Below are 12,963 nucleotides of genomic sequence, written 5' to 3'. Positions count from 1 at the left end.
ATAGAAACTGACGGTAAAGAAGCTCTTACTGTCGACGTTCAAAAGCAAGACGTACAGCAAGCCCCGTTAAAACACTTGCCATCATAAGAAATAAAACAAAGAAAGGCAGCGAGGTATAGGTCCATTTTTATCTTCATGGCTGGAATTATACCCCTTACCAAACTTCTAAATAAAATGTATAGCTAAGTAGTTACCTTATTTTTCAAAAAAATTCTGATTATTTCTTTTTCACTTCTTCTACAAATTCCCATGTCTCTCCGTTATCTTTTGATTGATAAAGTGCACTACTATCGCCATTGTAGTCTCCATCTGCCCCTTGTCCAACTAACATATTAAAAACCCCATCTTTCTCATATGGCATACTAGGTGAATCAAAAGGACTTATTGTGGACTGTGTATGATCTAATTTCACTTGATGCGGCGGATATTCTACCTTTTTAAAAGATACTCCCCCATCATCTGTGCGATATAACTCTCCTTCATTACCAGAAGGCCTAATTGCTCCTAAAAACCCAAGTTTATCATTTATAAAAGTGATTCCTGATACACTACCAATCCCCCCATTAAATGGGTCTGGATTGATAACCTCCCATGTTTTCCCTTCATCACTAGTCTTGCTTAATGAATAAAAGGCGCTCCCTAATGCTTTATCTGTCATATTTAGTTTATAACCAACTTCTTTCGATAGGAAAAACTGTTCTTTTTCATTCTTTAAATCTTGTTGTTTCTTCTCTTTAAGCATATCTTCTTTTGGAGGCGTCTTTGATTTACTCCAACTTGCGTCACTTATTAAATTATATCTAGCAGGGACTAGCTCTTGCTCTTTTCCAGGGACAAATATAGATACAGTATATCCAATGATATCAGAAGCTGCTTTTTTAAGACTCTGTCCCTTACCATCCTCAGTAATATTAATAATTCCCTCTGTATTGGATCCCCAATTTCTTTTTCCATAATAAATCAACCCATACTTACTTTCATTCCATTTTCTAACCGTTTGCTTAACTGGAATCGCCTTAACCGTTTCAATTAAAGGTTCTACTAATTTATCATCATTATAATCAGGCTTTGCGTATCCGTCTCGTATTATAGTAATATCTTCTGACTTCTTCTTATTATAAGAGATTAAATAAGTTTCTTCTTTCCCATCATCATTTTTCCCATAAACAAATGTATCAAACGCTGTGATTGTTCCATCTGAATGAAATGTAAGATCAAAATCAGTTGCCATATACAATTTCTTTGGCAAAGGATATTTTTTATTTATATCTTCAAAAATACCTTCTACTCCAGACTTATATATATTATTATGTTTAAGTTTAACTGACCTTTCATGTTTTAACTTTTCTATAAACCATGCCAATTTACCATTGTAATTTATTGCACTTTTATAAATCTGCATCCCATAAAATGATGTAATTGCAACAATAATGATAATAGAAATGGATCTCCATGCTATTGAATTTGTTAATTTTTTAGATTCATATTCTCTATTTTTTATCACCCGCATTGTAGTAAATGTAGTTATGGATATAAAAAGTACTATACATAATAACAAAATGTAAATATTATAATTCATTCTTCCGTACTTACAGTATAAGGCCAACTCATAACAAAAAATTCCGTATACAATTATTAGTATTGGATTTGTTACTAATGACAGAAGTATCCTTTTTGTATTTTCTCTAAATATAGAAACCACCCCTAATTACATGAATTACTGATATTAAGTATACTTTATTGTAAAGTAACAAAAAAGCTATTTAATCTTGCCGCAAAAAATACAATAGACATCTTTCTATTAAAGCCGTTTACAAATCTAGTTGTTTCATAGACAATGGATTTTTGAGTGAATACTAAAGTTGCTTCATTTATATGAATTACAAATCCAAGCATGATGCTCAATAAAAAAAATAAATCCTGCCATACGCCCCTACGTAATGGAATGAGAAATAAGATAAATTAAAATAGGCTCACCATAAACCTTCCTTCTTTATGTTACATAAAATTTCCTATTGTACATTTTATCCTGATTGGGGAGAGAAAAAATTAATATAAACCGATGCAACTAAGTAATATTATCGAATGTAGTGTAATCACATATTTCTCATTCTCTTAGGTAAGGACTAAAAATAACCTATCCATAGAGCTACTAAAACCACTACGAATAAAGCAAAGCAACATGTAATATTTCGAATCCACTTTTGTATATCACCAAAATACCTTTCTATAAATATAGCGTTGATAGTAAGCATAAGAAATAAAACAATGTAAGTAAAAGATCCCAATTTATCGTTAAATTTTTCATTAGTAAATGTACTTACATGAAGGAATAGAAAAACAAACGTTACTATGAATAGCTCAAATAATCTTTTTTTATTCAATCTGCCACCACCTTACAAAAATTCCCTTTTATTCCATTTTATCAGAACATACTGTGTAGCAGTATATGAATATTATATTCATTTCAAAAAGGCCAACAATACAAGATCGTTAGCCTCTACTTTCCATATTCGCACCTTTTATCACTTTACTTCCTAACAACCGGAATCCACATTTCACCAAATACTAAGCCATTTCTCTGTCCCATCTCAACCGTTGTATTCGGTCCACCAACATAGGCAAAATCCTTTGCTTCTGGTAAAGCTTGACCGAAGGCGATGCCAGTAAGCTTATTACTTAGCTCTTCAGCCGTTTTGTCTTCCCCTTTCACTACTAAGTATTCTCCCCTCGGAAACTGAATCACTCTAGATTCTTCTATTTGTGCTTCTGTCATGACACCCGCATAATACATCATTTTGTTATTCACCGCTTCGCTCACGGAAAAAATGTATTCATTTGTAGCTAAAGCTTTTAAAGTGTCCAGCCTTCCATCTTCTTTAACAGCCGACCAAAAGTCTTCCTTTTCTTTATTTATTCCAGCAAAGTCTGTGTATTCACTCTTAATTTCAGTTCCAATACCTAACACAATAAAGCTATCTTTTTCTTCTATAGTATAATTTTTCATGTTCAAAACCTGCCTCTTTTTTTATTAATCAAACGATTTATCTTTTCATCTGATACGTTTATAATACCTTTAAACCATGTCAAAAAATGATACTGTTTAGGAGACTAAAATGAAAAAAGTTGAACGGATTAATACAATGATGCGGTATATCAACAACCGCTCTCACTTTACAATTTCTGAAATTATACAAGAATTTAACATATCACGGTCGACAGCTATTAGAGACATTAGAGAAATTGAAGCTATGGGAATGCCACTTGTCACTGAAGTTGGGAGGACTGGGGGATATTTTGTTATGCACAACTCTATCCTGCCCGTTGTTCGCTTTACTGATAATGAAGTGAAAGCTCTTTTTATTGCCTTTATGGCTACGAGGAATCAACAACTTCCCTACCTAAAGAGTCGTCAATCTTTAGCCGAAAAACTACTAGGACTCATCTCAGAAACCCAGCAAGATGATCTCGTTCTTTTAAATCAACTCTTACTTTTCCAAGGGACTAACCCTCATAATCCCGATCTACTTGAGCTTTCTGATCTCCCCCATCCTATGTTAGAAAAACTCATTCAAATCCTTCTTTTGGATAACCATTTATTGATTACTATGAAAGAAGATGAAGAAATCAAGTCTTATCCAATTTATCTATTGCACCTTTATCAAGAAAAAAGCCATTGGATCATTGAAGGGTTTGACTTAAAAAAAGAAAAGAAGATGATGTTTCCTGTCGATGATCTCATTAATATCGAACCATACACGACGAACAAAAGGCTAAATAAGAAAAAGATTTTAGAAAAACTAAGTAAGAAGGACGAAATAATCAACTTGGTACTTGAACTTGGACCAAAAGCAATTGCCCAGTTCAAAAAATACCATCCTTTAAAAATTTCAATATCTTATACTAATCCTTACCAATCTACAGCCATTTTAAAAACTTTTATCAATGTTAACAATCCCGATGAAGTGACGGAAATAATAAATTGGCTGCTTTTTCTAGGGAAGGATATTAAAATCAAAGAAATACCCGATGAAGTATTAGCAGATTTACAAAAACGAGTGTGCTTATACATTCCATAAGCAGTGAGCCTCAAATATTAAGCTTTATCACTGGATAATTATCCTATTTTTAAATACCATTTCATTTACTACAATGAGAGCATGATAAATAATAAAAGCACGGAAAATCTCCCGTGCTTTTCTAAATATATATTATTCCTGAAGGTTTCGTTTATCACGTTTCTTACCCTAACTGACGTTTAAATGCTTTACTGGCGAAAAAGTAAGAGATGACCATTATACCTACGCACCAAGCGAGCGCAATCCAAATATCGTTTCCAACAGTTCCTTCATATAAAAGAGCACGAATCGCATTCACGATTGAAGTTACAGGCTGATTCTCTGCAAACGCACGAACAATTTTTGGCATCGTTTCGGTAGGCACAAAGGCCGAACTAATAAATGGAAGAAAAACTAGCGGGTACGAGTAAGCAGTCGCCCCTTCCATAGACCTCGCTTTCAATCCTGGAATGATAGCTAGCCATGTTAGCGCCAGCGTAAACATCCCAAGTATCCCAGCTACCGCGAGCCAATCTAGAATATTAGCACTGGAACGGAAACCCATTAAGAGTGCAACAAGAATAACCACCACGATAGTAAGTACATTAGCAACCAGAGAGGTTAGAACGTGAGCCCACAATATCGATGAGCGCTTAATAGGCATCGTAATGAAACGTGCCATCAGCCCACTCTTTACATCCGTAAAGAGTCGCACGGAAGTGTAAGCTACACCGGATGCGATAGCCATTAGCAAAATTCCCGGCAATAAATAATTAACGTAGTTTTCCGTTCCAGTTTTTATTGCGCCGCCAAACACGTAGACAAATAATAGCATCATCATAATCGGTGTAATCGCTACTGTAATAATTGTATCCGGACTGCGCATAATGTTACGCATTAAACGACCTAGTAATACACCTGTTTTACTTTTCATTTACATCTCCTCCTTTTTGCCAATGATCGAAAGGAATATTTCTTCCAATGTCGGTTGCTTCTCGATATACTCCACTTTTGCTGGCGGGAACATCTCTTTTAGTTCAGCAAGAGTACCTGTCGTAATAATTTTTCCGCCATGCAAAATAGCGATACGGTCTGCCAGTTGTTCTGCTTCCTCCAAGTACTGAGTCGTAAGCAAAATAGTTGTACCGCTACCAGCAAGTTCCTTGACTGTATCCCACACTTCGATTCGCGCTTCAGGATCAAGTCCAGTCGTTGGTTCGTCAAGAAAAATAACTGCTGGCGCCCCAATCAAACTCATCGCGATATCAAGCCGGCGCTTCATCCCGCCTGAATACTGATCTGCCCTTTGGTTTGCCGCATCAGTCAGGCTAAATCTTGCAAGTAGATTGTCAGCAACTTGAGCGGGATTGGAAACACCACGTAATTTGGCGATCATTATCAAGTTTTCCCTCCCAGTCAGCATACCGTCTAAAGCTGCAAACTGCCCTGTCAAACTGATACTTTGACGAACATGATCTGGTTGACTCTGTACATCAAATCCACAAATACTTACTTCACCGCTATCTTGCTTCATTAGTGTCGAAAGGATGTTGACCGTTGTCGTCTTTCCCGCTCCATTTGAGCCTAGCAGCGCGAAAATTTCTCCACGCTGCACCTCAAAATCTACCCCTTTTAAAACTTCCTTGTCTTTAAAGGATTTTTTCAAGCCTTTTACAGAAATCACTGCATGACTCATACTTTTTTCCTCCCTATAAAAATGTTTTGCGAAGACTATTTATTTACCTCTATCTATTTAGTATCACTGATATTCTGTATTACTTAGTACCGAGTTAAAAATATAACTGAATAGCTATGATGGCAATTCATATGTGTAACCAGCTAATCAGTCGGTACTACTTATTCCATTTATTTTTTTCTCAATTTCTTCATAATACTTTCATTCAAATCTTCACGATACTTGGAGACGTAAGTTTTAGCATTTGCCACTAGTTCGTCAGCAAAAGAAGCCACGTCATCCCCAGTAATGTCAAGCACTTGTCTTCCTTCCGCTGCACCCGCTTCGAACAAATCGATTAATTCATACTGTATGTGTAACATATCCATCCCGTTACCCGCTGAAAAATTCCACATGTAGTTTTGAATTTTCTTAAATACAAATTGGTAGTCCTCTGGCAGAGCCTCAACTCGTGCCATCATCATTTTGTACTCTTTTTTATCACCAATTAACTTTTTGAACATTTCTAACATCTTATTTTCCTCCTTTTTTATAAAACCGAACAAGAAATTTCCAAAGTATCGGCCGGAACATTTTATCTTATGAACCTATTTTGACTTCAAGACGTTAATTTTTGACGATACAAAATCCCATTTTTCCCAAAACAATTCAAGCTCCTGGCGGCCTTCTTCATTTAATGAATAAAACTTACGAGGCGGTCCCATATCTGATGGTTTCTTTTCAATATTCACAAGCTTTTTCTTCTCTAATCGTACGAGGATGGTATACACCGTACCTTCCACAACTTCGGTAAACCCAAGATCATTCAGGTGGCGGGTAATCTCATAGCCATACGTTTCACGGCGACTAATGATTTCCAGTACACACCCTTCCAGTGAACCTTTCAGCATTTCAGTTAAATTTTCCATGTCCTGATCCTCCTTTACCCCCTATTCTGTCTGACTTATATTCAGTATCACAGAGTACTAAGGCGAATTTTTTACTGAACAGTTTTTGTGAATCCGAACTATTCAGTATCACTTATTACATCTACATTGTATGACTAAGTAGTTATGGATGTCAACTTTATTTTCAAAAAAATTAAAAATCCGCTTTACCCTAACCGGATACAGCCTACTTTTTTTATTGTAAGGACCATCACACTAGCAAAACAGAACTGATTCAAAGTGTAATTTAAATCAGCTCTGTTTTATTGTTTTTATACCGATATATCTTGTTTTTTCACGATACAAATTGTTTCTCACTACCATTCCCATTGCATATAAAACATAAAGGCAAGTGCGGTCAGAGAAAATTTCCAGAGATTATCCGTACATGATACGAGCCCCTAAAATACAATTCTGTTAGAAATCTGTTCTCTATATTCTCTTTTATTTTATTTCTGATAGTTGATTAGCAACACTATCTAAAAATTTTTCTACCTTTTCTTTTGATGTATCCGGCGCATGATAACCGATCGTAAATGTAAGCCTTCCATTATAAGAGCTTGCTCCCATTGAAAAGAATGGTGCATACATAATAGGTGATGCCATATACCCGTCCTCAGCTTGAATTTGACCAAACTGAATAGGTTCCTCAGCAATCACTCCCAAATTTGTCAGTAATGGCAACGCCATCCCCATCTGTACAGCCTGTTCATATTGCTGATTATACATTTCCTTCACTGTAGATAGCTTCATTTCTGCCAGTAACTCCATTCCTGCTGCTGAAGAAAGACCTGGATTTTGAGACTTTATTTTATCCATTGATTGTTTAACTCGAACAAGAGTCTGCTTAAATGTTTCATCGTCTTCCATTTTAATCACTGGCATTTCCATACCGGATAAGTTGCAAATAGCACCAGTTGTATTATTAGGCAGATATCGACGTAAATCAATTGTCAAACCAATCATTTTTTCTGCAGTGCGAGGTTCTGCATACACAGTGAAATGTGATAAAACTCGGAAGTAAGCAGTCATGATTACATCATTCAAGGTAACCTGTTGTGCTTTTGTCCATTGGGTTAAACGTAGAGTTTGCTTATGGCTCAATCGCCGTACGGACATTTGGGGAAATTTATTTTTGTTAGGTTGAGATGGAAAAGACCATAACGATGCCTGTTGTTCTTGGTTAGGACGATACGCACTTTTTATGTCCGATATTCCAGCGTATTTGAATACATGTGATTGATCTCGACAACTCTCATTTCCCTCATCAAATTCCTTTATAATTTGCTTCTTAGACCGTCCCAATGAAAGGTGAGTATATATTGTTCCAAGCAATTTTATATATTCCTTGACTCCTGCACCATCTGAACATAGATGAGACAATTTCACAACTAACATATCTATTGTAGTGCCCCGTAATAATTTCGTTTGAACCATAGGCCCCTGAATACGATCACCAGGTTCCTTAATAAAATCTATTGCCATTATTTCAAGTTCTTGATTATTTCCTTCTGCAAAAAAGCAAATAGATGAGTTAGTGTCAGATGAATGTTCCTCCCAGTAAGGAATATCATTTTCTACAAACCGGCTGTTCAAAACTGGTTGCAATTGCAACGTTATCCTTACTGATTCTTCAAGTATTTCCTTGGATATACCTACAGGAAAATAAAAAACTGCATTAATTTGTTGATCTGCAGAATAAAGACCTAATACATAATTCATTCGATCTTGTGGTGTTACTAAATACTTTCTTTTCTCCATAATTCCGTCCCCCTTTAGGACTTTTTGTATAACCCTATTTTCCATATGCTTGTAATTTTTCTAGTCATTTTTCTTCAAGAGCTAATAACGCTTATTTTTCGAATTTTTAACGAAATCATCTTCTCCGTATTGGTTTCATTCTTTTTACAGGTGATATATTCATTATTTCATTGTTATCAACACTGCCTAAACTCACAATAAAACCAAACAAAAATAAATTAAGTTTACATATACATAAACATTTTATTATAACGTCTATAAATTATCAATACAGCAAATAAATCATTTTTATGTCTGTCAATAAAAAACAATATATTCAAGGTCCACTTCATAATAAAAGATTGACGGGCATGTAAATGTACCCATATCACTTTCAAAATAAGAATGAGAATTTTTTCAACAAAAATAAGATGCAGTTATTGATTTTACAGTAAAAAAAGCCCCTCCATTTTGAAAATGCGCAATCAAAATGAGTAGGGCTATTTCCAATTTAAATTTTATAAAAGAATGATTATCATAAATAATATTTTACTTTTTAGTCTACCTTATTATTTTCAATCCATTTTCCTAATAAATGAATGGATTTTATTCCTATAATTTGAGGTGGTATCGTTGGTTTTTAAAAATAGAAAGCTTATTTTCAAATCAAATGAAAAAGAGGTAAAATTATAGATATTCATGTAGAAATTTCGTTTTGGGGATACTTAAAATCTTAAGGTGATGGGCATGTGGTGTTATACTTTAAAAGCTCTATAAATTTTATAGATATAGCGATTTTCTTTATTAATAATCATTTGTATGTGCGTTTACTCACACACATACAAATGATTTATAAAGCCACAATTAAGTGAACACATCTTTTCCGTTACGATAACATCATAGCCATGTCTTCTGCTGCATTTGTAATTAGTTTTAAACCAAATGTTTCTTGTAATACATCAAGCACGCCAGGTGAAATAAATTCAGGAGCCTTTGGACCGATGCGAATATCTTGAATCCCAAGACTAAATAGCCCGAGTAAAATGGCAACCGCTTTTTGTTCAAACCATGATAGTACAATACTTACTGGCAATTCATTCACTTCACATTGAAAAGCATCAGCTAAAGCAGCCGCTATTTTCACTGTAGAAATTGAATTATTGCACTGTCCTAAATCAATGTAACGCGGAATTTCCGTACCAGGTACAACACCGTAATCCACATCATTAAAGCGGAATTTCCCGCAAGAAGTTGTTAAAATAACCGTTTCTGGCGGAAGTGACGTTGCTAATTCACGATAATATTCTCCGCCTTTTCCCGGTGCATCACAACCGGCGATAACAAAGAAACGCTTTATCTTCCCCTCTTTTACTGCATCAATAATTTCTGGAGCTAATGATAATACTGTATGATGATGAAACCCTGTCACTAACTGTTCATCCGACTCCATATGTACTTCTGGAAGTTCTAGTGCTTTTTGAATCAATGGTGTAAAATCATCATTTTCAATTTTTTGTACACCTTCTAAACCTGCAATGTCATATGAAAAGAATCGATCAGAGTACGAGCCTTTAATTGGCATAACACAGTTCGTTGTAGCTAATATGGCACCAGTAAATTTTTCAAAAAGGCGTCTTTGATCATACCATGCCTTACCGATGTTTCCTTTTAAATGTTTATATTTTTTCAGCTGCGGGTATCCGTGTGCTGGTAGCATTTCAGAATGCGTATAAATATTAATGTCTTTTCCTTCTGTTTGCTTTAATAGTTCTTCTAATGCAAATAAATTATGGCCCGTAACTACAATTGCTTTACCTTCTACACGATTTTGTGTAATTTGTACAGGCTCTGGCACACCAAAATGATTCGTATGTGCCTCATCCAATAACTCCATCACCCGTAAAGCTGATTTCCCAACTTTCATAGCCATATCAATATGCTCTTGTTCGTTAAAGTTAGAATTTGTTAATGTCATATATAAAGCTTCTTGTGTTGTAGCATCTACAAATGCATCCGTATACCCTAGCTGAGCAGCATGTGTGCGATAAGCTGCAATTCCTTTTAGCCCAAACACAATCGTATCTTGTAAACTCGCAATCGTTTCATTCTTGCCACAAACACCCATTACTTTACATCCGCCTGTTGGCGTTTGTTCACATTGATAACAAAACATATCATCCCACCCTCTCCCAATCACTCATTACACCTTAAGCATAATACCCATTGAAAAAAAGTGATGTGATATCAATCACAATAATATATAAAGATTTGTGACAGTTCATATTGTTGACATAATATTTTTATTGACATCAAAAAATATGCATTAGTGTGCACACATCTTTCGATACTTTTAAATAGCTAAATAATTAATTTGGAGAAATATATACAACAAAAAAATTTTTTTGAATCCCTTATACAAATAATTGCAATTCATCTCATATGAAAATAGCGTATTTTTTATTTTAAGGAACTATCATTTTTTTATTAAAGCCTTCATTGTAAACCTCTTTATTTACAATACATTTACACTATCTTAACATTACTTACATTATTTATATGATATATTTATATAGAAGCTACTTAAGAAATTTCATATACATTTTATCTTTATGATCTCTAATCTAATCAATAAAAAGATCATGTTATATTTTTATAACAGGGGTGAATTACGATGACTGAAACTTTAAAAACACTTATAATGCTTGATGCTACTTACGTTGTTATTGCAATTATGACAGTACTAGTATTTGTATACTTGGAATTAAAATCTCAGTAATATATGCTGACGTAATCGACAGATTCAGCATTTAAATATAGTTAGAAGAAAGAAAGGAGAAAATTATTTCTCCTTTCTTTTGTATTTCTACAATTTCTTATTTTAATAAATCCAATGTATGTAAAAGTAATCCCTTGTCTCCTACTTCTCCATGACCAGGTACTACCGAATTTATATTTCCATATCGCTTCAGCACATTCTCAATCGATGTAGACCATTCATTTACATACGCATCCGCAACATTTCCTAAATCTTTAGCTTCCGCAGATTTTACTAAACAGCCTCCAGCTAAAATTTGATATTGTGGCAACCAAATAACAATATTATCTTCTGTATGTCCTTTCCCTGGATAGAACGTTTCTACTTTTGTATTGCCAAACTTCAAACTCGTAATTATTTGTAAATCTCCAAGCGGCTCTTCATATCCACTGTTCTTTGCTAGTTCTGCGGTTAATGCTGTACTATGCGCTTTAACGCCTCTTTCTTTCAACGTTTTTATTCCGCCAATTCGATCAGCGTGCGCATGTGTAATAACGACATCTGTTACGCGCTTCTGAAATTTCTTTTCTACCATTTCTATTAGTTCCTTCGTTAATTTATCATCCCAAGAAGAATCAACAAGTACTAACCCTTTAGAAGTATTAAGAACTAGACCGTTCGAAGGAACTGCTTCTCCATTAAAATAACCTAACTCCGTATGAACCCATACATTCTTGTTTAACTGAGATATTGAAATGGTTCCCGTCTCATTTTTGATTACTGTTTGCTCTACCTTTTGTGATGCTTGTGCAGAAGAAATTGTGCTAACAAATTGAGTTGTTCCTAGTAAACTTACACATAATCCTACTTTTAACAACGTATTCTTTTTCATGTTATCAACCCTTTCTTTCAAGCTAAATAGTAATTACCTATATTAGACAATTCATCTCAAATGTTTGTTCCATCTTCATTTGCATACTTTTATGTAATTAACAAAAAAGCGTACAAAATTTTGTACGCTTTAAAACTTAATCTTCCATTCCATAATTCTCAAACTCTTCCTCATTCCCATAAAATACATTCAAATCAATATACTTTTCTTTTCCATTATAACCGCTTAATCTCCCGCGGTTCGTGTATTGCCAAAACGTCCATTTTCTCTCATCAGATAAACTCGGTTTTGTAAGAACACTACGAATCCATATATTACATTTTGGATACGCATCCTTTATATATAAATCATACGCCTCTTGCGTTGCATACAATATTACTTTCTTATCGTAATGTTTTTCTAGCATTTCAATCATGACCGCCAACTCTTTCGTAACATCTTCACGCTTAGGCGGATTATCTTTTTTGTTAGCGTAAAACTCAACATCAATCACGGGTGGCAGTGCTTGTTTATATTTTGGAACAGTTCGTATAAATTGCTTTGCTTGTGTTTCACCCTTACTATCGAAACTAAAAAAATGGTACGCTCCGATGCGCATATCTGTCTTATTCGCATTCGTCCAATTTTTTGAAAAGTACTTATCTACAAACGAGCTTCCTTCAGTAGCCTTTATAAACGCAAACTTCATATTTTGCTTTTCCAACTCTCTCCAATCTATATCTCCTTGATACGATGCGACATCTACACCTTTTATTTCATACTTATCAGCACTTATTTGATTCGGAATGAATATGCCTTGAAAAATTAAGTAAACGATAACACTTATTACACTAATTAAAGTAAAGATTCCTCCTATAATAAGCTTCTTTTTCATTCATATCACCCATCTTTACAAA

The 12,963-nt window shown here is 34.6% G+C and carries 12 protein-coding genes; 1 reads left to right on the top strand and 11 read right to left on the bottom strand.

Annotated features, from left to right (window positions below; all coding sequences use genetic code 11):
* Positions 1–217: 217 nt before the first annotated feature.
* The 3 genes from ACTFSL_RS10935 to ACTFSL_RS10925 all read right to left on the bottom strand — a co-directional run bounded on the left by ACTFSL_RS10935 (position 218) and on the right by ACTFSL_RS10925 (position 3,007).
* Positions 218–1,702 (bottom strand): WD40/YVTN/BNR-like repeat-containing protein, encoded by a 1,485-nt coding sequence (locus tag ACTFSL_RS10935; protein ID WP_400155229.1) that lies wholly within the window; start codon positions 1,700–1,702, stop codon positions 218–220.
* 424 nt (positions 1,703–2,126) lie between these two features.
* Positions 2,127–2,384 carry a DUF3963 domain-containing protein gene (locus ACTFSL_RS10930; RefSeq protein ID WP_001036214.1) on the bottom strand — a complete coding sequence of 86 codons (258 nt, stop codon included), beginning with the start codon at positions 2,382–2,384 and terminating at the stop codon, positions 2,127–2,129.
* 146 nt (positions 2,385–2,530) lie between these two features.
* Positions 2,531–3,007, bottom strand: coding sequence for a GyrI-like domain-containing protein (locus ACTFSL_RS10925; RefSeq protein WP_440041718.1), 477 nt, complete (start codon positions 3,005–3,007; stop codon positions 2,531–2,533).
* Between the two features lie 109 nt (positions 3,008–3,116).
* Between ACTFSL_RS10925 and ACTFSL_RS10920 the strand changes: the two genes are divergently transcribed.
* Positions 3,117–4,079, top strand: coding sequence for a helix-turn-helix transcriptional regulator (locus ACTFSL_RS10920; RefSeq protein WP_440041717.1), 963 nt, complete (start codon positions 3,117–3,119; stop codon positions 4,077–4,079).
* 163 nt (positions 4,080–4,242) lie between these two features.
* On the opposite strand, the gene ACTFSL_RS10915 is transcribed toward ACTFSL_RS10920, so the two are convergent.
* From ACTFSL_RS10915 to ACTFSL_RS10880, 8 genes are all read right to left on the bottom strand, one after another.
* Positions 4,243–4,992, bottom strand: coding sequence for an ABC transporter permease (locus ACTFSL_RS10915; RefSeq protein WP_000837816.1), 750 nt, complete (start codon positions 4,990–4,992; stop codon positions 4,243–4,245).
* Positions 4,993–5,754, bottom strand: coding sequence for an ABC transporter ATP-binding protein (locus ACTFSL_RS10910; protein ID WP_000017567.1), 762 nt, complete (start codon positions 5,752–5,754; stop codon positions 4,993–4,995).
* A gap of 170 nt (positions 5,755–5,924) precedes the next feature.
* Positions 5,925–6,266 carry a DUF1048 domain-containing protein gene (locus ACTFSL_RS10905; RefSeq protein ID WP_000891986.1) on the bottom strand — a complete coding sequence of 114 codons (342 nt, stop codon included), beginning with the start codon at positions 6,264–6,266 and terminating at the stop codon, positions 5,925–5,927.
* A gap of 75 nt (positions 6,267–6,341) precedes the next feature.
* Positions 6,342–6,662 carry a PadR family transcriptional regulator gene (locus ACTFSL_RS10900; protein WP_000429487.1) on the bottom strand — a complete coding sequence of 107 codons (321 nt, stop codon included), beginning with the start codon at positions 6,660–6,662 and terminating at the stop codon, positions 6,342–6,344.
* A gap of 462 nt (positions 6,663–7,124) precedes the next feature.
* Positions 7,125–8,441: a condensation domain-containing protein gene (locus ACTFSL_RS10895; protein WP_440041715.1), complete on the bottom strand. Its 1,317-nt coding sequence runs from the start codon at positions 8,439–8,441 to the stop codon at positions 7,125–7,127.
* Positions 8,442–9,306: 865 nt separating this feature from the next.
* On the bottom strand, positions 9,307–10,593 hold the full coding sequence (hcp, locus tag ACTFSL_RS10890) for a hydroxylamine reductase (protein ID WP_400155233.1): 1,287 nt from the start codon (positions 10,591–10,593) through the stop codon (positions 9,307–9,309).
* A gap of 700 nt (positions 10,594–11,293) precedes the next feature.
* Positions 11,294–12,067, bottom strand: coding sequence for a BcII family subclass B1 metallo-beta-lactamase (gene bla2 / locus ACTFSL_RS10885; RefSeq protein ID WP_440041714.1), 774 nt, complete (start codon positions 12,065–12,067; stop codon positions 11,294–11,296).
* A gap of 136 nt (positions 12,068–12,203) precedes the next feature.
* A complete protein-coding gene (locus ACTFSL_RS10880) occupies positions 12,204–12,941 on the bottom strand; it encodes a glycoside hydrolase family 25 protein (protein ID WP_423097050.1) in 738 nt (245 codons plus the stop codon).
* Between the last annotated feature and the right edge of the window lie 22 nt (positions 12,942–12,963).

Source organism: Bacillus cereus group sp. MYBK108-1 (genome assembly GCF_051917185.1).
In the GTDB taxonomy this organism is placed as follows: domain Bacteria; phylum Bacillota; class Bacilli; order Bacillales; family Bacillaceae_G; genus Bacillus_A; species Bacillus_A cereus.
Note: the sequence above shows the minus strand (reverse complement) of the source record. Positions and strands in the feature narration are given on the sequence as shown.